The sequence below is a fragment of the Nocardiopsis quinghaiensis genome, assembly GCF_008638365.1.
Taxonomy (GTDB): Bacteria; Actinomycetota; Actinomycetes; order Streptosporangiales; family Streptosporangiaceae; genus Nocardiopsis; species Nocardiopsis quinghaiensis.
On the sequence record NZ_VWVU01000001.1, the window covers coordinates 304,732 to 330,365 of the forward strand.

Here is a 25,634-nt window from a genome sequence, read left to right on the forward strand (position 1 = left end):
CGACACAGGAGCGGGGTGGCGAAGGTGACTCGGGTACCCGAGACGTTCGAGGGGGGGAGGGCACTCCTGGACGCTCTGGCGCGCTCCGGGCTCCCCCGCGAGGTCCGTTCCTGGGTCACCGCCGGCCTGTGGGGCGAGGACGCGCTCGCGGCCCGCCTGAAGGGCGAGCAGGTGCCCGAGCCGGAGCCGGAGACGGTGACCACGAGCAGGATCCGCCGGGCCTATCTGACGGGCATCAGGGTCCAGGGCTTCCGGGGCATCGGCCGTCCGGCCGAGCTCACCTTCGGGGCCGGTCCCGGCCTCACGGTGATCGTGGGCCGCAACGGATCGGGCAAGTCGAGCTTCGCCGAGGCCGCCGAGGCCGCCCTCACCGGGCGCAACCCCCGGTGGGACGCCATGCCCACCGGCTGGCGCGACGGCTGGCGCAACCTGCACTACGACGAGCGCACCGAGGCGTCCGTGGACATCCGTATCGCCGGGGACGCGGGGTCCACCCGGATCAGCCGCAGATGGACGGGCGAGAGCGTCCGCTCCGCGCGGGGCGAGGTCGTCCACCCGGGCGGGGAGGTCTCGTCGCTCCGGACGCTGGAGTGGGGCGAGAACCTCGTGCGCTACCGGCCCTTCCTGTCCTACGACGAGCTCGGCCGCACGGTGAGCGGGCGCTCCGCGGAGCTGTACGACACGCTGACCTCCCTACTGGGGCTGAGCGGCCTGGCGGAGGCCGAGCGCCGCCTGGCCAAGGTGTGCGACGGCCTCGTCAAGCGCCGCGACCGGCCCTCGCGGGAGCTGCGCCACCTGCTCGACGCGCTCCGGGAGTCCGACGACCCCCGGGCCGCGCAGGCCGTACGCCTCCTGACGTCCTCCTACTTCGACATGGACGCCCTGCGCAGGATCGCCGCCGACGACGGGCCCAGCGACCCCGACCTGCAGATGGTCCTGCGCCGCCTGCGGCGGCTGGCGGTGCCCGAGCGGGTGGTGATGTCCGACGTGGTCAACGAGCTGCGGGGCGCGGCCATGGAGCTCGCCATGGCCGCGGGCAGCAAGGGCGACCGCGCCCACGGGGTGGTCCGGCTCCTGGAACAGGCCCTCGAACACCACCAGCGCCATCCCACGGACACCGAGTGCCCCACGTGCTCCGCGCCCCTGGGAGCCGACTGGACGCGCCGGGCCAACGCCCAGCTGCGGGCACTGCGACCGCAGGCGGCCGTCGTCTCGGCCGCCTACGAGCGCGCCGAGGCGGCCAGGGACCAGGCCCGCTTCCTGATGTCGCCGGCGCCGGGCTGGCTGCCGCCGGAGAGCGAGCTGGGCCAGGTGTGGGCGCTGTGGGAGTCCGGCGCGGACATCACCGACCTGGGAGAGCTGGCCGAGCACATCGAGGTGGTCGGCCGCAAGCTGCGGGCGGCCGCGGTGAGCGCCCGCCGCGACGCCAGCGAGCGCCTGGAGGACCCCACGGGCGGCTGGGCGGAGCTGGCCGGGCAGCTCTCGGGCTGGCTGGACGACGCCCAGGACGCCATCGCGGCGCGGGACACCCTGAACGCGGCCGAGGCCGCGCTGAACTGGCTGTCGGAGCAGGCGCGGGTCCTGAGGGCGGAGCGGCTGGGCCCGGTCGCCACGCAGGCCGAGCAGGTCTGGTACCGGCTGCGCCAGGAGCGCCACATCGACCTCCAGGGCATGCGGCTGACCGGCCGCGGCGCCCGCCGCAGGGTCGAGGTGGACGTGGCGGTCGACGGTGTCGAGGACCAGACCAGCGCGCCCGGGCTGCTGAGCCAGGGCGAGTTCCAGGCCCTGGCGCTGTCCATCTGCCTGCCGCGCACGCTGGTGGAGGGCAACCCGTTCGGCTTCCTGGTGCTGGACGACCCGGTCCAGGCGATGGACACCGAGACCGTGGAGGGCCTCTCCTCGGTGCTGGCCGAGGTGGGCAGGCACCGGCAGCTGATCGTGTTCACCCACGACACCCGCCTGTCCGACGCCCTGCGCAGGCTGGGCCTGCCGGCGGACATCCGCACGATCAACCGGGACGCCATGTCCAACGTGTGGGTCTCCGACGGAGCGGTCTGAGTCACATCGCTGCGGTGAAAGCGCCTGTGAACAGGGATTTCTCCACCAGGGGGCGGGCGCGGGGCGTCCGATTTGGCAGAGCACCCCCGAATCCCTGTATAGTCATGACCAGCGCAAGGGGGTAACGCCCCCGGGGCGGACGAAGAGAAGGCCCCAGCAGCGCGCCCCTTTAGCTCAGTCGGCAGAGCGTCTCCATGGTAAGGAGAAGGTCTACGGTTCGATTCCGTAAAGGGGCTCCACCACTTGACGAGGTCCGGTCCACTCAGGTGGGTGGCCGGCGGAGGATCTGCCGGCCTGAACCGGGAACGCCCCCTACGGGGCCGTTCCTGTTGATCGGGGCGGGGTAGCTCAGTCGGTAGAGCAAGCGGCTCATAATCGCTGTGTCGTCGGTTCAAGTCCGGCCCCCGCTACCACCCGCTGACCCCTGGGGCTCATGGCTCAGGGGTCGTCGCGGGCGTTCAGTACTGTTTCCAGCGAGAAAGGCACTCCGAAGTGGCTGCCACAGATGTGAGGCCGAAGATCACCCTGGCCTGCCAGGAGTGCAAGCACCGTAACTACATCACCCGCAAGAACCGTCGGAACACCCCCGACCGTCTCGCGATCAAGAAGTTCTGCCCGAACTGCCGCAAGCACAACGAGCACCGCGAGACCCGCTAGGTCTCCGACGCGCGCCCCTTCGAGCGCGATCGTCTCTGAGTGCGACGGCGCAGAGGCAGTTCCCGTGAACTTCCGGCCCGGTGAGCGATCCGCTCACCGGGCCGTTCGCGTCTCCGGGCCCCTTCACGACAGGAGAGAGCGTGGCGATCAACCCTGACTACCTCGGCCGGGAGTACCCCGCGCCGGAGGCCTACGAGGTGACCCGGGGCAAGATCCGGGAGTTCGCCGAGGCGGTCAACGACCCGAACCCGGTCTACGTCGATCCGGCCTCGGCCCGGGCCGCCGGGTACCCCGACGTGATCGCCCCGCCCACCTTCCCGGTGATCCTCGGCATGGCGGGCTCGGCCCAGGCCATCGCCGACCCCGAGCTGGGAGTGGACTTCTCCCGGGTCGTGCACGGCGACCAGGGCTTCCGCTACAGCCGTCCGCTGCACGCCGGCGACCTCCTCAGCAGTGTCACCCGCATCACGGGCATCAAGTCCCTCGGCGGCAACGAACTGCTCACCCTGGAGACCGTGGCCGACGACGCCGACGGCGAGCACGTGGTCACCGCCACGATGATGCTCGTCGTGCGGGGAGGAGAGGAATGAGCAGGCTGCGCCACGCCGACGTCGAGGTCGGCACCGAACTGCCCGAGCGGACCTTCCCGGTCCGCCGCCTGGACCTGGTCCGCTACGCGGGAGCCTCGGGCGACTTCAACCCCATCCACTGGAACGAGCGCTTCGCCAAGTCCGTGGGCCTGCCCGACGTGATCGCGCACGGCATGTTCACCATGGCCGAGGCCGCACGGGTGCTCACGGACTGGGCGGGCGACCCGGGCTGCGTCGTCGACTACTCGGTGCGCTTCTCCGCGCCCGTGGTGGTCCCGGACGACGACGAGGGCGCCGAGATCACGGTCGGGGGCAAGGTCAGGGCCAAGAACGACGACGGCACCGTCGGCGTTCTGCTGACCGCCCGTTCCGGCGGCGCCAAGGTCCTGGCGCAGTCCAAGGCCACCGTGCGCCTGGCGAGGTAGACCGTGACCACACTCTCCGAGTACACGACCCTGCGCCTGGGCGGGCCGGCCAGGGAGTTCCGTGCGACCGCCACCACCGAGGAGCTGGTCGACGCGGTGGCCACGGCCGACGCCGCCGGTGGACCCGTCCTCGTCCTGGGCGGCGGCAGCAACCTCGTGGTCTCCGACGCCGGGTTCCCCGGGACCGTGGTCCTGGTGGACTCGCGGGAGGTCTCCTTCGAGGAGGCGGGCACCGACGAGACGGGTGAGGCCGTCGTGCTGGTACGCGCCGACGCGGGCGTGGAGTGGGACCCGCTGGTGGAGCGGACCGTCGCCGAGGGCCTGAGCGGTGTGGAGTTCCTGTCGGGTATCCCCGGCCGGGTCGGCTCCACCCCCATCCAGAACGTGGGCGCCTACGGCCAGGACGTCAGCCAGACCATCCGCGAGGTGCTCGTCCACGACCGGCGCACCGGCGAGCGCCGCCGGATGACCAACGCCGAGTGCGGCTTCACCTACCGCGACAGCGTCTTCAAGGGCGACGACCGCCACGTGGTGTGCGAGGTGACCTTCGCCCTGCACCGCTCCAAGCTCAGCCGCCCGATCGCCTACGCCGAGGTGGCCCGCACCCTGGGCACCGAGGCGGGGTCCCGCGTGCCGCTGGAGCGGGCGCGGAAGACCGTCCTGGGGCTGCGCAGGGGCAAGGGCATGGTCCTGGACCCCGATGACCCGGACACGCGCAGCGCGGGGTCGTTCTTCACCAACCCGGTGGTCACCGCCGAGGAGTTCGCGGCCGTGCGTGAGCGGGCCGCCGCCCGCCTGGGCGCCGACGTGGAGGTGCCCGGCCACCCCGACGGTCTGGGAAACGTCAAGCTGTCCGCGGCCTGGCTGATCGACCGGGCCGGGTTCGGCAGGGGGTACGGGAGCGGGCCCGCCCGCATCTCCGGCAAGCACACCCTGGCGCTGACCAACCCCGGCGGGGCCACCACCGAGGACCTGCTGGACCTGGCACGCGAGGTGCGCGCGGGTGTGGAGGAGTCCTTCGGGGTTCTCCTCGTCAACGAGCCGGTGATGGTCGGCGTCGCACTCTGACCTCTTTCCGGCCGCGCCCGACCTGTGAGTTGGGCGCGGCCAACTTCTTTTTCAGGGCTGGCTGATAAAAGAATTCAGTAAAGCCATGAATTGCATTCCCCTTCTGTTGTCCCATAAAGTCGAACGCGTCGAAGGGGAGTAGTCCCCAATGCGTACGATCGACATCCTGGCCGCCGCGGCCCGGTCGTACGAGCCCGACCGGGCCACAGGGCCTGACCAGGTGCGGACGAGACCTTTGACCCGGACAAGACCGGGTTGAAGTGGCGTCCGCAGCCTCCTTCCGCCCAGGCCGCCTCGGACGGAAGGGAAAGCGTGACAGGGTTTATCACGGGCCTGACATTCAGTGCCCTCGCCATCTTCATCGCCGAAATGGGAGACAAAACCCAACTCGTGGCGATGTCCCTGGCCACCCGTTACCGGACCCTCACCGTCATCCTCGGCATCACCGCGGCCACCGCCGCCGTGCACGCCGGGAGCGTTCTGCTGGCCGAGGTCCTGGGCGCCGCGCTGCCCACCGACTGGCTCACCCTCGCCGCCGGTGTCGCGTTCGTGTTCTTCGGCCTGTGGACCCTGCACGGCGACGAGATGACCGACAAGGACGAGGAGCGCGCCGCCTCCCGGCGCATCCGCTCCGCGTTCGCGACCGTCCTCCTCGTCTTCCTCGTCGCCGAGCTCGGTGACAAGACGATGCTCGCCACCATCACCGTCGGCACCCAGTACCACTGGCTGCCCGTGTGGATCGGCTCCACCATCGGCATGGTCGCGGCCGACGCCATCGCCATCGCCCTGGGCGCGGTCCTCGGCAAGAAGCTGCCCGAGCGCGCCATCCAGATCGGCGCCGCCGCCCTGTTCTTCGTCGCGGGCGCGGCCATGCTCGGCCAGGGCGCCTGGATGCTCCTCACCTGACGGCGGAGGCTACTCGCGGGGCTCCTCGGCCAGCCACGCGTCCACCCCGGACAGCAGCTCCTTGCGCAGGGACTCCGGCGCGCCCGAGCCGCGGACGGACATCCGCGCCAGCTCGGCCAGTTCCGGATCGGTGAACCCGAACACCTCGCGGGCTATCCGGTACTGCTCCACCAGGCGCGGACCGAACAGCAGCGGGTCGTCGGTTCCCAGTGCGATCGGCACCCCGGCGTCGAAGAGCCTGCGCAGCGGCAGGTGCTCCAGTTCGTCGAAGACCCCCAGACCCACGTTGGAGGTCGGGCAGATCTCCAACGTCACCCCCTGGGTGGCGATCCGCTCCACCAGGTGGGGGTCCTCCACGGCGCGCACCCCGTGCCCCACCCGGTCGGCCAGCAGATCGTCCAGGCACTCGCGTATGCTGCGCGGCCCCTGGAGCTCCCCGCCGTGCGGCGCGGACAGCAGCCCGGCGCGGCGCGCGATCCGGAACGCGCCCTCGAACTCCAGGGCCCGGCCCCGCCGCTCGTCGTTGTTCAGACCGAACGACACCACGCCCCTGCCCGCGTACTGGCGGGCCAGCCGGGCCAGGACCTTGGCGTCCAGCGGATGTCTGGTGCGGTTGGCGGCCACCATCAGTCCGATGGCCACCCCCGTCTCGCGTTCCGCGGAGCGGGCGGCGTCCAGGATCAACTCCAGGGTGGCGGTGAGCCCGTCGAAGCGCGACGCGTAGCCGCTCGGGTCGACCTGGATCTCCAGCCACGCGGATCCCGCGGCGCGCTCGTCCTCGGCCGCCTCGCGCAGCAGCCGGTACATGTCCTCGGGCCTGCGCAGCACCGACCGGGCGATGTCGTAGAGGCGCTGGAAGCGGAACCAGCCGCGCTCGTCGGTGGCGCGGAGCTTGGGGGGCCACTCCCTGGCCAGGGCCTGGGGAAGGTGGACCCCGTTCTCCCGGGCCATCTCCACCAGGGTGGAGTGGCGCATCGATCCGGTGAAGTGCAGGTGCAGATGGGCCTTGGGCAGCCGGTCCAACCGGCGGGCGCTGGTCGGTGTCTCCATGACGCAAGCCTGCCGTATGAAGAGCACCAGTGGTGCCGGGACGGCGGACTCCGTCCGCGTGGACCGGGGCCGAACGCGCGAACGCGCCCCGGCACGATGCGGTGCGGTGCCGGGGCGCGCTCGGGACGACGTGCTACCTGGCCTCGGCCAGCAGCTTCTGGACGCGGCTCACGCCCTCTGCGAGGTCCTCGTCGCTGAGCGCGTAGGACAGGCGCAGGTAGCCGGGGGTGCCGAAGGCCTCGCCGGGCACCACGGCGACCTCGGCCTCCTCCAGGATGAGCTCGGCCAGCTCGGTGGAGGTCTGCGGCGTCCTGCCGCGGATCTCCTTGCCCAGCACGCCCTTGACGGACGGGTAGGCGTAGAAGGCGCCCTGCGGCTCGGGGCAGACCACGCCGTCGATCTCGTTGAGCATGCGCACGATCGTCCTGCGGCGGCGGTCGAAGGCCTCACGCATCCTCGCCACAGCCTCCAGGTCTCCGGAGAGCGCGGCCAGGGCGGCGGCCTGTGAGACGTTGGCGACGTTGGAGGTGGCGTGCGACTGGAGGTTGCTCGCGGCCTTGACGAGGTCCTTGGGGCCCAGGATCCACCCCACGCGCCAGCCGGTCATGGCGTAGGTCTTGGCCACGCCGTTGACGACGACGGTGCGGTCGGCGATCTCGGGCACCTCCACGGGCAGCGAGGAGAACTCCGTGTCCCCGTACACCAGGTGCTCGTAGATCTCGTCGGTCAGCACCCACAGGCCGTGCTCGTTCGCCCACCGGCCGATCTCCCGGACCTGCTCGCGCGGGTACACGGCGCCGGTCGGGTTGGACGGGGAGACGAACACCAGGACCTTGGTGCGCTCGCTGAGCGCCGCCTCCAGCTGCTCCACGCCGGCCAGGTAACCGGTGCTCTCGTCGGTGACCACGTAGACCGGGACGCCGCCCGCGAGCTTGATGGACTCGGGGTAGGTGGTCCAGTACGGGGCGATGACGATGACCTCGTCGCCCGGGTCCAGCATGGCCGCGAAGGCCTCGTAGATGGCCTGCTTGCCGCCGTTGGTCACCAGGACCTGGGAGGGCTCCACCTCGTAGCCGGAGTCGCGCCGGGTCTTCTCGACGATGGCCTTCTTCAGCTCGGGGAGGCCGCCTGCCGGGGTGTAGCGGTGGAACCGGGGCTCGCGGGCGGCCTGGACGGCGGCCTCGACGATGTAGTCGGGGGTCGGAAAGTCGGGCTCCCCCGCACCGAAGCCGATGACGGGGCGGCCCTCCGCCTTCATGGCCTTGGCCTTGGCGTCCACGGCGAGGGTGGCGGACTCGGAGATGGCGCTGATACGTGCGGAGATACGGGGTCGATCAGTCATGGCCCCATGTTGTCATGTGGCTCCCCGGCCGGGGCGGGAAGGCGGGTGGTGGAGGGGACGAAGCCCCCGTTCCCCCACTCAGGAGGACAAACGGTTTGGTCGTGGGCCGGTGAGCGCATAGACTCGTCGCGCCAACCGGTCGCGGTTCGGGTGTTATCCGACACACGGTGTGCGTAGCGCGCCGGGACCGGCTATGGTGGGATCGCAGTTTCCGCTAAGGGCAGTGGCTCAATTGGCAGAGCACCGGTCTCCAAAACCGGCGGTTGGGGGTTCGAGTCCCTCCTGCCCTGCACATCCGCTCGCGCGGTGCGGCGGCCTCACGGGCGCCGCACCACGCGGGTAAAGGAAAACACGGGGAAATCCAGCAGCCCGCGACCCTAAGGACCCCAGGTGACTCAGACTGACGCCGACGCCAAGCCCGACAGGGAGCCCAAGCGTCGTACCGGTCCGGTGACGTTCACCAAGCAGGTCGTCGGCGAGCTGCGCAAGGTTCGCTGGCCCACGCGCCGTGAGCTGGTGACCTACACCATCGTGGTCCTCGTCTTCGTGCTGATCGTCCTGGGCTACGTCTCCCTTCTCGACTGGGGCTTCGGCGAGGCCGTCACCTGGCTGTACGGCACGTTCGGCGCTCCGCAGGGCGCTCCCCAGGGCTGACGCCCTCCCACGGCCGCTCCTCCCGGACGACCCGGGTGGAGCGTTCTCGTCCGCGCGTTGGTCTCGGCTCGCCCGGAGAGACCGTAAGCTGGCATGACCGGGTCCGATGCATGGCGCTGCCTCGCGTGCGTCGTCCCCGCAGAGCGAATCCGACGAGAGAAAGAGCAGCCGTGTCCGAGTCCCCACTGACCTCTGACGCCTTCCCCGAAGAGGAGCCGGATCAGTCGTCGGCGGAAGAGACCGGCCTGGCGGGCGATCTGCCGGAGGACGCGGCCGGCGAGGTCGACACCGACAGCCCGGAGCCGACCGGCGACACCGACGCTGACGAGGCCGAGGAAACCGGCGAGGCCGAGGAGAACGCCGACGAGGAGAGCGCGGAGGCCGAGGAGGCCCCCCGCCTGGACCCGGTCGAGGAGTTCAAGAACGAACTGGTCCTGCTGCCCGGCGACTGGTACGTCGTACACACCTACGCGGGTTACGAGAAGCGGGTCAAGGCCAACGTCGAGAGCCGTACCCAGTCCCTCAACATGGAGGAGCACATCTTCCAGGTCGAGGTGCCCGAGCACGAGGTCACCGAGGTCAAGAGCGGCAAGCGCCAGCAGGTCACCGAGAAGGTCCTGCCCGGCTACGTGCTCGTCCGCATGGAGCTGACCGACGAGTCCTGGTCGGCCATCCGCAACACCCCGGGCGTCACCGGTTTCGTGGGCCTGTCCAACAAGCCCGCCCCGCTGAGCCTGACCGAGGTGGCCAAGCTCCTCGCGCCCGAGCCGGAGGAGGAGCCGGCGCAGGCGCAGCAGGCCAGGGGCGGCGGCGGCGAGACCCGCGCCGACGTGGCCTACGAGGTCGGCGAGTCCGTCACGGTCATGGAGGGTCCGTTCGCGACCCTGCCCGCGACGGTCAGCGAGATCAACGCCGACACCCAGAAGCTCAAGGTGCTGGTGTCGATCTTCGGCCGCGAGACCCCGGTCGAGCTCTCGTTCAGCCAGGTCGCCAAGATCTGACCCCGCCCGGCACCCGAGGCCCGGGTGCGTGTCCCTGCCGGCGCGGAGCGCATGTCAGGGTACCCGACCGGGCCGCATAGACTTAGTGGGTCCGCTCCCGTGGCGGACCCACTCGCGTGTCCCGCCCCGGCGGGCCGCATCCCGGCCCGCCCGGCCCCGGCGGGCCGCGTCCCCGTGCCACCACGCGCGGGGTCGTGCCTCCTTCGGCAGCGGTGCCCTGGTCCCTCGCGGCCGCGCGGCGCCGTCAGGGAGGCCAGGGGCCAGCACACAACGCAGATCAGGCAAAGGACCCGATATGCCTCCGAAGAAGAAACTGGCCGCACTCGTCAAGGTGCAGCTCCCCGCTGGTCAGGCCACCCCGGCGCCGCCCGTCGGTACCGCTCTCGGCCCGCACGGCGTCAACATCATGGACTTCTGCAAGCAGTACAACGCTGCCACGGAGGCCCAGCGCGGCAACGTCATCCCCGTGGAGATCTCCATCTACGAGGACCGTTCCTTCAGCTTCGTCACCAAGACGCCTCCGGCGCCCAAGCTGATCCTGAAGGCCGCCGGGATGGACAAGGCCGCCACCGACCCGGGCCGCACCACGGCCGGTTCCATCACCGCCGAGCAGGTTCGCGAAATCGCGCAGACCAAGCTGCCCGACCTCAACACCGACGACATCGAGGCCGCCGCCAAGATCGTCACCGGCACCGCCCGCTCGATGGGCATCGAGGTCAAGTAGCCCCGTACGGTGGCACCGGTCCGATCGGGGCCGGAGCGACCGGGGACGCTCGACGCCCAAGAACCGCAGTGGCAGGGCCAGGCGCTGGCCCCGTGACCACAAGTTCCCTAGGAGAACCGCGTGAAGCGCAGCAAGAACCACCGCAAAGCCAGCCAGCTGGTGGACCGGGACAAGCTCTACAGCCCCGCCGAGGCCGTGAAGCTCGCCCAGGAGACCTCCACCGCCAAGTTCGACGCGACCGTCGAGGTCGCCCTGCGCCTGGGCGTCGACCCGCGCAAGGCCGACCAGATGGTCCGCGGCACCGTGAACCTGCCGCACGGCACCGGTAAGACCGCCCGGGTCCTGGTCTTCGCGACCGGTGAGCGTGCCGAGCAGGCTGTCGCCGCGGGCGCCGACATCATCGGCGACGACGAGATGATCGAGAAGGTCTCGAAGGGCTTCACCGACTTCGACGCCGTCGTCGCCACCCCGGACCTCATGGGCAAGGTCGGCCGCCTCGGCCGCGTCCTCGGTCCGCGTGGCCTGATGCCGAACCCGAAGACCGGCACCGTCACCCCCGACGTGGCCAAGGCCGTCGCCGACATCAAGGGCGGCAAGATCGAGTTCCGCGTGGACCGCCACGGGAACCTGCACTTCATCATCGGCAAGGCCTCCTTCGGCGAGCAGCAGCTCGTGGAGAACTACCAGGCCGCGATCGACGAGGTGAACCGCATCAAGCCGTCCGCCGCCAAGGGCCGCTACATCAAGAAGGCCGTGGTCACCACGTCCATGGGCCCGAGCATCCCGCTCGAGGCTTAGCCTTCGCGGCCGCCCGCGCAGACGAGAGCGGCCCCCGCTGTCCCGGAGAGGACGGCGGGGGCCGCTCTTCGTGTTCCGGGCTCCCCGGACCGTGGCGCGGCCCCGCGGCGGCCGTACGGAGGGGAACGGTCCCCGAGTCCGCCGGACTCGGGGACCGGTTCGTGCGTGTGGGGAGGAGGAACGCCTACAGGTCGGTGATCTCGTCCTCGCCCGGGATCTCGAAGGAGGTCTCACCCAGGTCGGAGAAGACCATCGAGACGTCGGCCGCGTCGTCGGAGAACTCCATGCGCATCGGGAAGCCGTTGTCGGCGATCCAGGCGGACACCTCGACGGTTCCCTCGATGCCGCCCATGAGCTCGTCGACGGCGTCCTTCTGCTCCGGTTCCAGGGCCTCGACGTCCTCCTCGGTCAGCGTGCCCTCGACCAGGGTGGTCCCGACCCCGCTGACCTCCTCGGTGCCGGTCTCCTCGATCTGTGCGATCCCGGCGACCGCCTCGGCGATGCGGGGGAAGTGGCCGGTGTCGAACACGTCGTTCGAGGCGAGCATCTCGGTGTCCTGCACGCCGCGGACCCACGGTGTGTCGGCCTCCTGGAAGCCGTTGTGGTTGGACATGAGGGTCTCACCCTCGGCCGGGACGATGAGGATGGACGTCCCGAGCTCCTCCGCGGTCAGGTCGGTGGTCTCCCCGCTCAGCTCGGTCAACTCCAGGATCGTCTCACCCATGAAGGGCATGACGGCGGTGACGTGGGCGGCCTGGGGGTCGTCCATGACCTCGTAGGTCATGGTCATCTCCGTTTCGCCGCTCTCGGCGAAGGCGACCATCTCCATGTCGAGGGTGTAGTTGTCGACGTCCCGGAAGCTCTCGCCGAGCTTGGTGACCAGGTCGAGGATGCCGTCGCCGCCGTCCTCGGTCGCCTCGGCGGCCTCGCCGGCGATCTCCTCCTCGGGAGCGCCGCCGCCACAGGCGGCGAGGAGCAGGGCCAGGGTGCAGGCGGTGAACAGGGCCGGCATGCGGGTCTTCACGGAAGATCTTGCTTTCTCGGATCGGGGGAGGGGACGGGCACGTCTGGAAGCGGGGTGCCCGGTCGTCTCATGCTGCCACGGGGAACGGACGTTCGGTTCCGGTGCGCGGGGGTTGTTACCGCGACGTAGGGTCCTTCGGTGCGGTTCCGTGCCCCTCGCGGGGTGAGCGCGATCACCCGTCCGGCACGACGCGGGTGGCCGGGCGCCCCCACATGTGCAGTAGGATGAGTTATTGCCGAAGACCGCTGGTCGCCACCCGAACGGGTGGCCCAAGGACCCATCCGCGATGGGCGCCCGCGCAGGTGTCACAAGCAGCTTCCCGTTCCGGGCGCGCCCCGCGTGCCCAGCAGAACGCGGTCGTGCCCCGTGCGCCTGGCGCTCGGGGCCTTTTCTCGTGCTGACGCCGATCGCACGGATCCTTGGGAGTCAACCAGCGTTCACTGTTGGAAGGAGTCCCATGGCGAGGCCGGACAAGGCAGCCGCGGTCGCCGAGATCGTGGAGGAGCTCCGCGATTCGAACGGCGCTGTGCTGACCCAATACCGGGGGCTCACTGTCGCGCAGATCAGCGAACTGCGTCGCAGCCTCGGCCAGAGTGCGCGTTTTCGCATCGTCAAGAACACGCTGACCAAGATCGCGATCACGGAGGCCGGACTCGACGAGCAGGTCAAGGACCTGCTCGAGGGGCCGTCCGCCATCGCCTTCGTCCACGGCGACGTGGTCGAGGCCGCCAAGGGTCTGCGTGACTTCGCGAAGGCGAACTCGCCCCTGGTGATCAAGGGCGGCGTCATCGACGGCAAGTCGATGAGCGCCGAGGACGTCACCAAGCTGGCCGATCTGGAGTCCCGCGAGGTTCTCCTCGCGAAGCTGGCCGGTGTGCTCAAGGCCAAGCAGGGCCAGGCCGCCGCCGTCTTCCAGGCGCTGCCCTCCAAGACTGTGCGTCTCGCACAGGCCCTGGCGGACAAGCGCTCCGAAGAAGCCGCCTGAACATTTCCGAACCCGGCGGGTACCGAGGGTGCCCGGCCACTGGCCCGCACGTGAAGCCGACGACAGGCGCGCGTGTCCGTAGAGAAAGAGAGATCGCATCATGGCGAAGCTCAGCAACGACGACCTGCTCGCCGCGTTCGAGGAGATGACCCTTCTCGAGCTCTCCGAGTTCGTCAAGTCCTTCGAGGACAAGTTCGACGTCACCGCCGCCGCCCCCGCCGCCGTGGCCGTCGCCCCCACCGGTGGCGCCGAGGCCGAGGCCGAGGAGGAGCAGAGCGAGTTCGACGTCGTTCTCGAGGCCGCTGGCGACAAGAAGATCCAGGTCATCAAGGAGGTCCGCGGCCTCACGAGCCTGGGCCTCAAGGAGGCCAAGGACCTGGTCGACAACGCCCCGAAGGCTCTGCTGGAGGGTGTCAGCAAGGAGAACGCTGACAAGGCCAAGGCCGCCCTCGAGGGCGCCGGCGCCACCGTCACCCTCAAGTAGTACCCCGCGGGCCGCAGAGGCCCGCTGCCTGCGCTGCGCGGCCGTCCCTCCCCTCCGGGAGGGGCGGCCGCCTTCGTGTTTTCCGGGGCCTTTCGCGGAACGGCGCCCGGTGGTCCTGTCCTTCGCGGCCCGGCCCCCGCGCCCGGTCCTTCCGGGGCGGCCCGCCGCCCCGGTGACCTGCGGGAGGGCCGTGCGCGCTCGCCGGGCGCCGCGCGCCGTGTCCGCCACCGCTCCTCCCGACGCGTGTGCGAAGCTGGGCGGACCCGGGTGAGGGGCGCGTGTGCGAACTGTCCTCCGGACGCGGTAACCTCCCGTCCCAGGATCCTGGTGAGGCCCTGAGGAAGTGTTTACCCGCTCACGGCGGGGGAATCCTTCGGATGTCGTTGGCTTCCACCCCCGGGCCAGGGCAGGCGCACCAGTCCACCAAGACGGTCCCGGATCGTCCCGGCGAGTCAGGTTCGAGGTGAGAAGCACCTGGTTGGGGTTGACGGATCGCCCTCCACGGGCCATCCTGCCGGTGTCGTGAGTGGCGCTGTGGACCGTGAGTGGACAGCGGTGTGGTGTTCGGCTACACTGCTCTTTTGCGCTGCCCTTTGGTGATCCCTGTGCCGGTGAACGGCTGCCGCCTACTCCATTTCCGGAACATACGGTGGCCCACTCCCGCACGATGTGACCGTCTCAACCGTGTTGCGGCGGTCCTTCTCGCGACGGATCGTCTGGCGTGCGCGCTTCAACCGCCACAAGCCTTCGGAAGGACCCCTGTTGGCAGCCTCGCGCAACGCCTCCGCTAACGCCCTTGGTCCGCACCGCGTTTCCTTCGCCCGTATCCAGGAGCCACTGGAGGTTCCCGACCTCCTCGCCCTTCAGACCGCGTCGTTCGACTGGCTGCTGGGCAACGAGAAGTGGAAGACCCGGGTTGAAACAGCCCGAAACGCTGGCCGCAAGGACGTTCCGGAGCAGTCCGGTCTCGAAGAGATCTTCGAGGAGATCAGCCCGATCGAGGACTTCTCGGGCACGATGTCCCTGTCGTTCCGCGACCACCGGTTCGAGCCGCCCAAGTACTCCGAAGAGGAGTGCAAGGACAAGGACATGACCTACTCCGCCCCGATGTTCGTCACGGCGGAGTTCATCAACAACGACACCGGTGAGATCAAGAGCCAGACGGTGTTCATGGGCGACTTCCCGCTCATGACCGTCAAGGGCACCTTCATCATCAACGGCACCGAGCGCGTCGTCGTGTCCCAGCTGGTTCGCTCACCGGGCGTGTACTTCGACAAGTCGATCGACAAGACCTCGGACAAGGACCTCTTCGGCTGCAAGGTCATCCCGTCCCGGGGTGCCTGGCTGGAGTTCGAGGTCGACAAGCGCGACTTCGTCGGCGTCCGCATCGACCGCAAGCGCAAGCAGGGCGTCACCGTCCTGCTCAAGGCGCTGGGCTGGACGACGGACCAGATCCTGGAGCGTTTCGGCCAGTACGAGTCGATCCGCAACACCCTGGAGAAGGATCCGACCGCGGGCACCGACGACGCCCTGCTGGACATCTACCGCAAGCTGCGCCCGGGGGAGCCGCCCACGAAGGAGTCGGCCCAGGCGCTGCTGGAGAACCTGTACTTCAACCCCAAGCGCTACGACCTCGCCAAGGTCGGCCGCTACAAGATCAACAAGAAGCTCGGCCTCGACGCCGACTACACGCAGGGCACGCTGACCGAAGAGGACATCGTCGCCACGATCGACTACATGGTCCGCCTGCACGCGGGCGAGGTGGAGAAGGAGACCGTCCACGGCCTCCGCCCGATCGAGACCGACGACATCGACCACTTCGGCAACCGCCGTGTGCGCACCGTCGGCGAGCTCATCCAGAACCAGGTCCGCCTGGGCCTGGCCCGCATGGAGCGCGTCGTGCGCGAGCGGATGACGACCCAGGACGTCGAGGCGATCACGCCGCAGACCCTGATCAACATCCGCCCCGTCGTGGCCTCCATCAAGGAGTTCTTCGGCACCTCGCAGATGTCGCAGTTCATGGACCAGACCAACCCGCTCGCGGGCCTGACCAACAAGCGCCGCCTCTCGGCGCTGGGCCCGGGCGGTCTGTCCCGTGAGCGCGCGGGCTTCGAGGTCCGTGACGTGCACCCCTCCCACTACGGCCGCATGTGCCCGATCGAGACCCCGGAAGGCCCGAACATCGGCCTGATCGGCTCGCTCGCCGCCTACGGCCGGGTCAACTCCTTCGGTTTCATCGAGACCCCGTACCGCCGGGTCATCGACGGCAAGGTCAGCGAGGAGGTGGACTACCTCACCGCGGACGAGGAGGACCGCTTCGTCATCGCCCAGGCCAACACGCCGACCAACCCGGACGGCAGTTTCGCCGAGGCGGGCGTGCTCGTGCGCCGCAAGGGCGGGGAGTTCGAGCAGGTCAGCACCGACGAGGTCGACTACATGGACGTGTCGCCGCGCCAGATGGTGTCGGTCGCCACCGCCATGATCCCGTTCCTGGAGCACGACGACGCCAACCGCGCGCTCATGGGCTCCAACATGCAGCGCCAGGCGGTGCCGCTGCTGCGCGCCGAGTCGCCGTTCGTCGGCACCGGTATGGAGTACCGCGCCGCGACCGACGCCGGTGAGGTCGTCCTCAACGAGAAGGCCGGTGTCGTCGAGGACGTCACCGCCGACTACGTCACCGTGATGGCCGACGACGGCACCCGCAAGACGTACCGGATGGGCAAGTTCCAGCGCTCCAACCAGGGCACCTGCTTCAACCAGCGTCCGATCGTGGCCGAGGGCCAGCGGGTCGAGGCCAAGCAGGTCCTCGCCGACGGTCCCTCCACGGACCAGGGCGAGATGTCGCTGGGCAAGAACCTGCTCGTGGCGTACATGTCCTGGGAGGGCCACAACTACGAGGACGCGATCATCCTCTCCCAGCGCCTGGTGCAGGACGACGTCCTGTCCTCGATCCACATCGAGGAGCACGAGGTCGACGCCCGTGACACCAAGCTGGGCCCGGAGGAGATCACCCGGGAGATCCCCAACGTCAGCGAGGAGGTCCTCGCCGACCTGGACGACCGGGGCATCATCCGCATCGGCGCCGAGGTCGTCGACGGCGACATCCTCGTCGGCAAGGTCACGCCCAAGGGCGAGACCGAGCTGACCCCGGAGGAGCGCCTGCTGCGCGCGATCTTCGGTGAGAAGGCGCGCGAGGTCCGTGACACCTCGCTCAAGGTGCCGCACGGCGAGACCGGCAAGGTCATCGGCGTCCGCGTGTTCAGCCGCGAGGAGGGCGACGAGCTCGCCCCGGGCGTCAACGAGATGGTCCGCGTCTACGTGGCCCAGAAGCGCAAGATCACGGACGGCGACAAGCTCGCCGGACGCCACGGCAACAAGGGCGTCATCTCCAAGATCCTGCCCCAGGAGGACATGCCCTTCCTGGAGGACGGCACCCCGGTCGACATCATCCTCAACCCGCTGGGTGTTCCCGGCCGTATGAACGTCGGCCAGGTACTGGAGGTCCACCTGGGCTGGCTGGCCAAGAACGGCTGGCTGGTCGAGGGAGCCGAGGAGGAGTGGCAGAAGTCGCTCGACGCCATCGGCGCGACGGAGGTGCCGCCGGGCTCCCGTGTGGCGACGCCGGTCTTCGACGGCCTGCGCGGTGACGAGCTCAGCGGTCTGATCCAGTCGGTGCGTCCCAACGCGGACGGCAACCGCCTGATCAACTCCGACGGCAAGGCGCTCCTGTTCGACGGCCGCACCGGTGAGCCGTTCGCCGAGCCGATCTCCGTCGGCTACAAGTACATCCTCAAGCTCCACCACCTCGTGGACGACAAGATCCACGCGCGCTCCACCGGCCCGTACTCCATGATCACCCAGCAGCCGCTGGGCGGCAAGGCGCAGTTCGGCGGTCAGCGCTTCGGTGAGATGGAGGTGTGGGCGCTGGAGGCCTACGGCGCCGCCTACGCACTCCAGGAGCTGCTCACCATCAAGTCCGACGACGTGGTGGGCCGGGTCAAGGTCTACGAGGCCATCGTCAAGGGCGAGAACATCCCCGAGCCGGGCATCCCTGAGTCCTTCAAGGTGCTCATCAAGGAGATGCAGTCGCTCTGTCTGAACGTGGAGGTGCTGTCCAGTGACGGTATGTCCATCGAGATGCGGGACAGCGACGAGGACGTCTTCCGCGCCGCGGAAGAACTGGGAATCGACCTGGGTAGGCGCGAGCCGAGCAGTGTCGAAGAGGTCTAACTTCCGCATTCTTCGAGAGCAGGGGACGAATTAAGTGCTCGACGTCAACTTCTTCGACGAGCTGCGCATCGGTCTCGCCACGGCCGACGACATCCGCCAGTGGTCGCACGGCGAGGTCAAGAAGCCAGAAACCATCAACTACCGCACCCTCAAGCCCGAGAAGGACGGCCTCTTCTGCGAGAAGATCTTCGGCCCGACCCGGGACTGGGAGTGCTACTGCGGCAAGTACAAGCGCGTCCGCTTCAAGGGCATCATCTGTGAGCGCTGCGGCGTCGAGGTGACCCGCGCCAAGGTGCGCCGTGAGCGGATGGGCCACATCGAGCTGGCCGCTCCCGTCACGCACATCTGGTACTTCAAGGGTGTGCCCTCCCGCCTGGGCTACCTGCTCGACCTCGCGCCGAAGGATCTCGAGAAGATCATCTACTTCGCCGCCTACATGGTCACGTGGGTGGACACCGAGGCCCGTGAGCGCGACCTCCAGTCCCTGGAGGCGCGGATCTCGGTGGAGAAGCAGCACCTGGAGCAGCGCCGCGACTCCACCGTCGAGGAGCGGCACCGCAAGCTCGAGGCCGACCTGGCCGAGCTCGAGGAGCAGGGCGCCAAGGGCGACGCCCGCCGCAAGGTGCGCGAGGGCGCCGAGCGCGAGATGCGCCAGCTCCGCGACCGCGCCCAGCGGGAGATCGACCGCCTCGACGAGGTCTGGAACCGGTTCAAGAACCTCAAGGTCCAGGACCTCGAGGGCGACGAGATGCTCTACCGCGAGATGCGGGACCGCTTCGGGAAGTACTTCCGCGGCGGCATGGGCGCCCAGGCCATCCAGGACCGGCTCGCCAACTTCGAGCTGGACGCCGAGGCCGAGAAGCTCCGCGAGACCATCCGCACCGGCAAGGGCCAGAAGAAGGCCCGCGCCCTGAAGCGGCTCAAGGTCGTCTCGGCGTTCCTCAACACCACCAACAGCCCCATGGGCATGGTGCTGGACTGCATCCCGGTCATTCCGCCGGACCTGCGTCCCATGGTGCAGCTGGACGGTGGCCGCTTCGCGACCTCCGACCTCAACGACCTGTACCGCCGTGTCATCAACCGCAACAACCGCCTCAAGCGGCTGCTCGACCTCGGCGCGCCCGAGATCATCGTCAACAACGAGAAGCGGATGCTGCAGGAGGCCGTCGACGCACTGTTCGACAACGGCCGCCGCGGCCGCCCGGTCACCGGTCCCGGCAACCGCCCGCTCAAGTCGCTGTCCGACATGCTCAAGGGCAAGCAGGGCCGCTTCCGCCAGAACCTGCTCGGTAAGCGCGTCGACTACTCCGGCCGTTCGGTCATCGTCGTCGGCCCGCAGCTGAAGCTGCACCAGTGCGGTCTGCCCAAGCAGATGGCGCTGGAGCTGTTCAAGCCGTTCGTGATGAAGCGCCTGGTCGACCTGAACCACGCGCAGAACATCAAGAGCGCCAAGCGCATGGTGGAGCGGTCCCGCCCCGTGGTGTGGGACGTCCTCGAAGAGGTCATCACCGAGCACCCGGTGATGCTGAACCGCGCTCCGACGCTGCACCGCCTGGGCATCCAGGCCTTCGAGCCGCAGCTCGTCGAGGGCAAGGCCATCCAGATCCACCCGCTCGTGTGCACGGCGTTCAACGCCGACTTCGACGGTGACCAGATGGCCGTGCACCTGCCGCTGTCCGCCGAGGCCCAGGCCGAGGCGCGACTGCTGATGCTGGCGACCAACAACATCCTCAAGCCGTCCGACGGCAAGCCCGTGACCATGCCCACCCAGGACATGATCATCGGTCTGTACTACCTGACGACGGAGAAGGCCGGCGCCCGGGGCGAGGGGCGCTCGTTCCTCTCCCCGTCCGAGGCGCTCATGGCCTACGACCTGGGTGACCTCCACCTGCAGGCGAGGATCAACCTGCGGATCGCCGACGGCGCCCCGGCGCCGAAGGACTGGACGCCGCCGGAGGGCTGGCAGCAGGGTGACGACTACCTGCTGGAGACCACCCTGGGCCGGTACCTGTTCAACGAGACCACCCCGGTCGACTATCCGTACGTCAACTTCCAGGTGGGCAAGAAGCAGGTCTCGGCCCTGGTCAACGACCTCGCCGAGAACTACCCGAAGGTCCAGGTCGCCACGACCCTGGACGCCCTCAAGGACGCCGGCTACCGCTGGGCCACCCGGTCCGGCCTGACCATCGGCATCGAGGACGTCGTCGCGCCTCCGCGCAAGGCCGAGATCCTGGAGGGGTACGAGCGCAAGGCCGACAAGATCCAGCGGGAGTACGACCGCGGCCTGATCACCGACGACGAGCGCCGCCAGGAGCTCACCGAGGTGTGGACCCAGGCCACCACCGAGGTCGCCCAGAACATGGAGGACAACTTCCCCGCCGACAACCCGGTGTGGATGATGGTCCAGTCGGGCGCCCGCGGTAACCCGATGCAGGTGCGCCAGATCGCGGGTATCCGTGGCCTGGTCTCCAACACCAAGGGTGAGACGATCCCGCGTCCGATCAAGTCCTCCTACCGTGAGGGCCTGTCCGTGCTGGAGTACTTCATCTCCACGCACGGCCAGCGCAAGGGTCTGGCCGACACCGCCCTGCGTACCGCCGACTCGGGTTACCTGACCCGTCGTCTGGTGGACGTCGCGCAGGACGTCATCGTCCGCGAGATCGACTGCGGTACCGACCGCTCCATCTGGCACGAGATCGGCGAGAAGAACGCGGCCGGCGTCGTGGTGCGCAGGCACAACGTGGAGAACACCGGTTTCGGCCGCACCCTCTCCGAGGACGCGCTGGACGCCGACGGCAACGTCGTCCTGCCCGCGCTGACCGACACCTCCGAGCAGAACATCGACGAACTGGTCCAGGCCGGGCTCACCCGCGTCCGCATCCGCTCGTCGCTGACCTGTGAGGCGAAGATCGGTGTCTGCACCACCTGCTACGGCCGCTCCATGGCGACCGGCAAGCCGGTGGACGTCGGTGAGGCGATCGGCATCATCGCGGCCCAGTCCATCGGTGAGCCCGGTACCCAGCTGACCATGCGTACCTTCCACATGGGCGGTTCCGCGGGTCAGGACATCACCCACGGTCTGCCCCGTGTCCAGGAGCTCTTCGAGGCCCGCGTCCCCAAGGGTGTGGCCCCGATCTCCGAGATGGAGGGCCGGGTCCGGATCGACGACACCGAGAAGAGCCGCAAGATCGTCGTCATCCCCGACGACGGCACGGACGAGATCGCCTACCCGGTCCCGATGCGTGCCCAGCTGCTGGTCACCGACGGCGACCACGTCAAGGTCGGTCAGCAGCTGATCCAGGGTGCGATCAACCCGCACGAGATCCTGCGCATCCAGGGTCCGCGCGCGGTGCAGCAGCACCTGGTGTCGGAGGTCCAGGAGGTGTACAAGTCGCAGGGTGTGTCCATCCACGACAAGCACATCGAGATCATCGTCCGCCAGATGCTCAAGCGGGTGAACATCCTGGAGTCCGGCGACACCGAGCTGCTGCCCGGTGAGATGGTCGAGCGGGTGAAGTTCGAGCGGATCAACCGCCGCGTCGTGTCCGAGGGCGGCCAGCCCGCGGCCGGGCGCCCGGTGCTGCTGGGTATCACCAAGGCCTCGCTGGCCACGGAGTCCTGGCTGTCCGCGGCCTCCTTCCAGGAGACCACCCGGGTGCTCACCGAGAACGCGATCCACGGCAAGAGCGATCCTCTGCTCGGCCTCAAGGAGAACGTCATCATCGGTAAGCTCATCCCGGCCGGTACCGGCATTCCGCAGTACCGCAACGTCCGGGTGGAGCCGACCGAGGAGGCCAAGGCCTCGATGTACTCGGTCTCCGGGTACGAGGAGCCGAGCGAGTACACCTTCGGTCAGGGCTCGGGCGAGGCCGTCCCGCTGGAGGAGTACGACTTCGGGCCGTACAACAGGTAAGAGAGTGGTTTGCTGAGCTGACGGCGGCGGGACGCCACCCCCCTCCAGGGGGTGGTACCGCCGCCGTCGCCGCGTGGAGGGTCCGCTGACGCGGACGGGAGATCGCGCTACTGCGCTGGCGGAAGAGGCACAGGTGACTGATAACGGGGGCGAGCGTCGGAACTCCGGTGCGGAGGACTCGTGGTTCAAGCCGAGCGAGAACCGCTATCTCACACAGTCGGAGTACGAGGATCCGCTCGAAGGCGAGGAGACCGAGGGGACGGTCTTTCCCGACAGCGGGGGGTACACGGGGCTGAGTTCGTCCCGACCGGCTCTGGTGGAGCCGTATCCGGAGGCGCTGGGCGGCCCTCCGCCCTCCAACGGCATCTCCTACCCGGGAGCCGGGGCGTCGGCCTACCAGCCGTTGACCAGGATCCCGGGAGAGTCGGAGGATCCTGAGGAGCCGAACCTGCCGAGCGTGGCGGCCAGCGCACGGGTTCCCCTCCCCGAGGACCCCGCCGAGGGCGGCCGGGCCGATTCCTGGCCCGAAGGTCCGCAGAACCAGGAGTTTCCCGCCCCGGGAGCCTGGGACCACTCCCGAGGAGCCGACACCGCTCAGACGGACTTCGACGAACACGACACGGACTCCGGGGCCTCCGCCTGGGACGCTTCCGTGCCCCTCGACCAACCGTGGGACGGGGGCACGCGCGCCTGGGACGGAGACGCCCCCGCCGTGGCTCCCGGTGACGGGGCCGTCGGCGGACGGCCCCGGGACGGCGACGCTCCGGACGGCTCCACCCCGTGGAACACCGCAGGCGGGCAGCCGTGGGACGGCGACGAGCTGGGCTCCCCCGCCTGGGGCGCCGGCGACGCTCCCGTCGGTGGAGCCGACGAGCCCGGCGCGGACACCTGGTCCTCGGGTACCGGTGTCCCCGTCGGCCAGCCGTGGGACGCCGACCGGGGAGTGGAGGAGGACGCGCCCGGTCCCGGACCGGGCGGTCGTGACACCGCCTGGGACGCGCCGTCCTCCACGCACGGGGCCGCGGACCCCTCCGGTGCCGGACCGACCGACGACCAGCCCTGGAGCACCGCCCGGGAACAGGCTTCCCCCGCCTGGGCCGGGGACACCGCCGACGAGCTCGGTCCCCCCGCCTGGGACGCGTCCGCGAACGTCGACACCACACGTGGCTTCGGCGAGCGGGGTGCTGAGGCCCCCGCAGGCGGACAGCCGTGGGACGGCGACGAGCTCGGTTCCCCCACCTGGAGCGCCGACAATCCCGCCGGCGGAGCCGGCGAGCCCGGCGGCCGATCTTGGGACGCCGACGATCCCCTCGGGGACGGCGGGCCGCGGGGACGACCCTGGGACGCCGACGAGCTGGGCGCGGACTCCTGGGGGGCCGACGCGTCCGCAGCGGGCACCCACGGCCTTGACTCGTGGACGCCCCCCCGGGAGAGCGACGGCTGGGCCGGGTCGGGTGCCAACGAGTCGTGGACCGACAGGCACGGGGACGAGCTCTCGCCCCCGGCTCCGGGCTCGGGGGCCGGCAACACCTGGGTGTTCGGCCGTGACGATTCCCGGCTTCCGGACGCGGTCCGGGAGGCCGGGCAGCGACGCCGTGAGTCCACCGCGGGGCAGTCCGGGACCTCCGGCTGGGGAGAACCCGACACCGGCGAACTCTCCGCGGCGGTTCCCGCGTCGGACGACCCCCTGGCCGCGATCGCCGACATGCAGACGCGTGCCCGGTCCAGGGACGAGGAGCCGGACGACGCGACCCGGATGTTCGACGCCGGCGACTGGGAGGACCACCGGGAGCCCGGGTACGGCCGGGTCCGGGAGGACGGGTACGACGACGGTCCGGACGAGTACGGGTACGACGCGGCGCCGGGCGAATACGGGTACGACGCGACGCCGGACGGGCCCGCGTACGAGGCGGTCCCGGACGGGCCCGCGTACGACGACGGACCCGAGGAGCCCGGGTACGACGGCGGGGCGGAGGGGACGGAGGAGCCGGAGTACGACGACGGCTTCACCCCGGCGGACTACGGCATGTCCGAGGTTCCGGCGGGCCGGAGGCGGCGCAGGGACCCCATCGCCGGGGACTTCCCCGGTTTCGAGGACAGCCCCCTGGGCGGCGATCCCGGCGACCCGTACCCCGGCTACGACAACATCGACTTCCTGGCCGACACCGAGCGGGGAGCGGTCCTCACCCTGTGGCTGGGCGTGGCCTCGCTGCTCCCGGGCGTGGGCCTGGCCGCGGCCCTCGCGGCGCTGCTGGTCACCGGTCCCAAGGCGAAGAAGCAGATCCGCGAGTCCCGCGGGCAGTTGGACGGGCTCGGTCTGATCACTGCGGGCACGGTCTTCGCCGTGCTCGGCATCCTGGTGACGGTGATCTCCGTCGCCCTCTGGCTGATCCTGTAGCGCGAACGGCCGCCTTTCGGCGACAATGAGTCCTCAGGAAGGCGGCCGGTTCGCCTTCGGCTGTTTCCCGGGGGAAATCGGGTACGAAGCAATCCCGGGACCGCGTAGACTGGTCATGACCCACGGCTGTGCGAGACCGGTTCCACGGTTCTCGCCGTGTCGCACACCGTTTTGACCGCCATGCCGGCAAACGGTAACCTGTGTGATTGTGCCCGTGAGTCGACGGGTCACACGTGCGTGTGCGGCGCCCCGGTCCCAGCAGATGCGGGCCTACGGTGCGCGGCGCATGTGAGCCCCCTCCCATGATCGGCCCCGTGCCGGATGTGAACGCCTTTTCGCCATGCGCGGGAACGAATGCGACACGCCCGACATCGTGGGTCGGGGATGTTCGGGAAATCCAGCAGGTCAATAGCGATATCGGCTACGAGAACCGGCGTAGGTCACGAGGAAGACGGAGACGCGGTGCCCACCATCCAGCAGCTGGTCCGTAAGGGCCGACAGGACAAGGTCGCAAAGAACAAGACCCCGGCGCTGAAGGGGAGTCCGCAGCGTCGTGGTGTGTGCACGCGTGTCTACACCACTACGCCGAAGAAGCCGAACTCCGCTCTGCGCAAGGTCGCCCGAGTGAGGCTGAGCAGCGGTATCGAGGTCACGGCCTACATCCCCGGCATCGGCCACAACCTCCAGGAGCACAGCATCGTGCTCGTGCGCGGTGGCCGTGTGAAGGACCTGCCGGGTGTCCGCTACCGAATTGTCCGCGGTTCGCTCGACACCCAGGGTGTTCGCAACCGCAAGCAGGCGCGTAGCCGCTACGGCGCCAAGAAGGAGAAGTAAGTATGCCGCGCAAGGGCCCGGCGCCGAAGCGCCAGCTCATCACCGACCCGGTCTACGGCTCGCCGCTCGTCACCGCACTGATCAACAAGGTGCTGCTCGACGGCAAGCGCTCCATCGCCCAGAGCGTCGTCTACGACGCCCTGGAGGGTGCCCGCGAGAAGACCGGCCAGGACCCGCTCGTCGTTCTCAAGCGAGGGCTGGACAACGTCAAGCCCGCGCTGGAGGTCCGCAGCCGCCGTGTCGGTGGCGCGACCTACCAGGTGCCGGTCGAGGTCCGCGCCTCCCGGTCCACCACGCTGGCCCTGCGCTGGCTGGTCTCCTTCGCGCGCAAGCGCCGCGAGAAGACCATGACCGAGCGCCTCATGAACGAGCTGGTCGACGCCAGCAACGGTCTCGGCGCGGCCGTCAAGAAGCGTGAGGACACGCACAAGATGGCCGAGTCGAACAAGGCCTTCGCGCACTACCGCTGGTAAAGCGGCGGAACGAAAAAGAC

20 protein-coding genes and 3 tRNA genes are annotated in these 25,634 nt (G+C 69.6%); 20 read left to right on the forward strand and 3 right to left on the reverse strand.

What is annotated here, in order from left to right; translation table 11 throughout:
* Positions 1 to 15: 15 nt before the first annotated feature.
* The 8 genes from FYX01_RS06190 (at position 16) to FYX01_RS06225 (ending at position 5,704) form a co-directional block, all read left to right on the forward strand.
* Positions 16 to 2,058, forward strand: a complete 2,043-nt coding sequence (locus FYX01_RS06190; protein WP_394350437.1) for an AAA family ATPase — start codon at positions 16 to 18, stop codon at positions 2,056 to 2,058.
* 163 nt (positions 2,059 to 2,221) lie between these two features.
* Positions 2,222 to 2,297 (forward strand) — tRNA-Thr (locus FYX01_RS06195).
* A gap of 98 nt (positions 2,298 to 2,395) precedes the next feature.
* Positions 2,396 to 2,471 (forward strand) — tRNA-Met (locus FYX01_RS06200).
* 79 nt (positions 2,472 to 2,550) lie between these two features.
* Positions 2,551 to 2,715, forward strand: a complete 165-nt coding sequence (rpmG, locus tag FYX01_RS06205; RefSeq protein WP_077693140.1) for a 50S ribosomal protein L33 — start codon at positions 2,551 to 2,553, stop codon at positions 2,713 to 2,715.
* Positions 2,716 to 2,855: 140 nt separating this feature from the next.
* A complete protein-coding gene (locus tag FYX01_RS06210; RefSeq protein ID WP_150238437.1) occupies positions 2,856 to 3,305 on the forward strand; it encodes a MaoC family dehydratase N-terminal domain-containing protein in 450 nt (149 codons plus the stop codon).
* Entirely contained in the window at positions 3,302 to 3,730 is a 429-nt protein-coding gene (locus FYX01_RS06215; protein ID WP_150238439.1) for a MaoC family dehydratase, read from the forward strand. The genes FYX01_RS06210 and FYX01_RS06215 overlap by 4 nt, the downstream gene beginning before the upstream one ends.
* A 3-nt stretch (positions 3,731 to 3,733) precedes the next feature.
* Positions 3,734 to 4,798 (forward strand): UDP-N-acetylmuramate dehydrogenase, encoded by a 1,065-nt coding sequence (locus FYX01_RS06220; RefSeq protein ID WP_150238441.1) that lies wholly within the window; start codon positions 3,734 to 3,736, stop codon positions 4,796 to 4,798.
* A gap of 312 nt (positions 4,799 to 5,110) precedes the next feature.
* Positions 5,111 to 5,704, forward strand: a complete 594-nt coding sequence (locus tag FYX01_RS06225) for a TMEM165/GDT1 family protein (protein ID WP_150238443.1) — start codon at positions 5,111 to 5,113, stop codon at positions 5,702 to 5,704.
* Positions 5,705 to 5,713: 9 nt separating this feature from the next.
* Here the strand turns inward: FYX01_RS06225 and FYX01_RS06230 are convergent, their stop codons facing one another.
* Together FYX01_RS06230 and FYX01_RS06235 are read right to left on the reverse strand one after the other, a co-directional pair.
* Positions 5,714 to 6,754, reverse strand: a complete 1,041-nt coding sequence (locus FYX01_RS06230) for an adenosine deaminase (protein WP_150238445.1) — start codon at positions 6,752 to 6,754, stop codon at positions 5,714 to 5,716.
* 133 nt (positions 6,755 to 6,887) lie between these two features.
* Positions 6,888 to 8,096, reverse strand: coding sequence for a pyridoxal phosphate-dependent aminotransferase (locus tag FYX01_RS06235; RefSeq protein ID WP_150238446.1), 1,209 nt, complete (start codon positions 8,094 to 8,096; stop codon positions 6,888 to 6,890).
* A gap of 217 nt (positions 8,097 to 8,313) precedes the next feature.
* On the opposite strand from FYX01_RS06235, the gene FYX01_RS06240 reads away from it, so the two are divergent.
* From FYX01_RS06240 to rplA, 5 genes are all read left to right on the forward strand, one after another.
* A tRNA-Trp gene (locus FYX01_RS06240) sits at positions 8,314 to 8,386 on the forward strand.
* Positions 8,387 to 8,486: 100 nt separating this feature from the next.
* A complete protein-coding gene (secE, locus tag FYX01_RS06245; RefSeq protein ID WP_150238449.1) occupies positions 8,487 to 8,750 on the forward strand; it encodes a preprotein translocase subunit SecE in 264 nt (87 codons plus the stop codon).
* 170 nt (positions 8,751 to 8,920) lie between these two features.
* Positions 8,921 to 9,751 carry a transcription termination/antitermination protein NusG gene (gene nusG / locus FYX01_RS06250; RefSeq protein WP_150238451.1) on the forward strand — a complete coding sequence of 277 codons (831 nt, stop codon included), beginning with the start codon at positions 8,921 to 8,923 and terminating at the stop codon, positions 9,749 to 9,751.
* A 295-nt stretch (positions 9,752 to 10,046) separates the two neighbouring features.
* A complete protein-coding gene (gene rplK / locus FYX01_RS06255; RefSeq protein WP_150238453.1) occupies positions 10,047 to 10,475 on the forward strand; it encodes a 50S ribosomal protein L11 in 429 nt (142 codons plus the stop codon).
* A gap of 120 nt (positions 10,476 to 10,595) precedes the next feature.
* On the forward strand, positions 10,596 to 11,273 hold the full coding sequence (rplA, locus tag FYX01_RS06260) for a 50S ribosomal protein L1 (protein WP_150238455.1): 678 nt from the start codon (positions 10,596 to 10,598) through the stop codon (positions 11,271 to 11,273).
* A gap of 184 nt (positions 11,274 to 11,457) precedes the next feature.
* On the opposite strand, the gene FYX01_RS06265 is transcribed toward rplA, so the two are convergent.
* On the reverse strand, positions 11,458 to 12,297 hold the full coding sequence (locus FYX01_RS06265) for an SCO4651 family lipoprotein (protein ID WP_223830328.1): 840 nt from the start codon (positions 12,295 to 12,297) through the stop codon (positions 11,458 to 11,460).
* Positions 12,298 to 12,754: 457 nt separating this feature from the next.
* Here FYX01_RS06265 and rplJ point away from each other — a divergent pair, with 457 nt between their 5' ends.
* From rplJ to rpsG, 7 genes are all read left to right on the forward strand, one after another.
* Positions 12,755 to 13,282: a 50S ribosomal protein L10 gene (gene rplJ, locus FYX01_RS06270; protein ID WP_150238457.1), complete on the forward strand. Its 528-nt coding sequence runs from the start codon at positions 12,755 to 12,757 to the stop codon at positions 13,280 to 13,282.
* A 100-nt stretch (positions 13,283 to 13,382) separates the two neighbouring features.
* Entirely contained in the window at positions 13,383 to 13,766 is a 384-nt protein-coding gene (gene rplL, locus FYX01_RS06275) for a 50S ribosomal protein L7/L12 (protein ID WP_150238459.1), read from the forward strand.
* Between the two features lie 762 nt (positions 13,767 to 14,528).
* A complete protein-coding gene (rpoB, locus tag FYX01_RS06280) occupies positions 14,529 to 17,996 on the forward strand; it encodes a DNA-directed RNA polymerase subunit beta (RefSeq protein ID WP_150238461.1) in 3,468 nt (1,155 codons plus the stop codon).
* A gap of 34 nt (positions 17,997 to 18,030) precedes the next feature.
* Positions 18,031 to 21,909, forward strand: coding sequence for a DNA-directed RNA polymerase subunit beta' (locus FYX01_RS06285; protein ID WP_150238462.1), 3,879 nt, complete (start codon positions 18,031 to 18,033; stop codon positions 21,907 to 21,909).
* 133 nt (positions 21,910 to 22,042) lie between these two features.
* Entirely contained in the window at positions 22,043 to 24,307 is a 2,265-nt protein-coding gene (locus tag FYX01_RS06290) for a hypothetical protein (protein ID WP_150238464.1), read from the forward strand.
* Between the two features lie 462 nt (positions 24,308 to 24,769).
* A complete protein-coding gene (rpsL, locus tag FYX01_RS06295) occupies positions 24,770 to 25,141 on the forward strand; it encodes a 30S ribosomal protein S12 (RefSeq protein WP_040274940.1) in 372 nt (123 codons plus the stop codon).
* A 2-nt stretch (positions 25,142 to 25,143) separates the two neighbouring features.
* Entirely contained in the window at positions 25,144 to 25,614 is a 471-nt protein-coding gene (gene rpsG / locus FYX01_RS06300) for a 30S ribosomal protein S7 (protein WP_077693160.1), read from the forward strand.
* Positions 25,615 to 25,634: the final 20 nt, after the last annotated feature.

Bases quoted from the DNA above. Each gene is read 5' to 3' on its own strand.
- FYX01_RS06235 (WP_150238446.1), bottom strand. From the start codon at position 8,096: ATGACTGATCGACCCCGTATCTCCGCACGTATCAGCGCCATCTCCGAG.
- rpsG (WP_077693160.1), top strand. From the start codon at position 25,144: ATGCCGCGCAAGGGCCCGGCGCCGAAGCGCCAGCTCATCACCGACCCG.
- FYX01_RS06230 (WP_150238445.1), bottom strand. From the start codon at position 6,754: ATGGAGACACCGACCAGCGCCCGCCGGTTGGACCGGCTGCCCAAGGCC.
- rplK (WP_150238453.1), top strand. From the start codon at position 10,047: ATGCCTCCGAAGAAGAAACTGGCCGCACTCGTCAAGGTGCAGCTCCCC.
- rplJ (WP_150238457.1), top strand. From the start codon at position 12,755: ATGGCGAGGCCGGACAAGGCAGCCGCGGTCGCCGAGATCGTGGAGGAG.
- FYX01_RS06215 (WP_150238439.1), top strand. From the start codon at position 3,302: ATGAGCAGGCTGCGCCACGCCGACGTCGAGGTCGGCACCGAACTGCCC.
- rplL (WP_150238459.1), top strand. From the start codon at position 13,383: ATGGCGAAGCTCAGCAACGACGACCTGCTCGCCGCGTTCGAGGAGATG.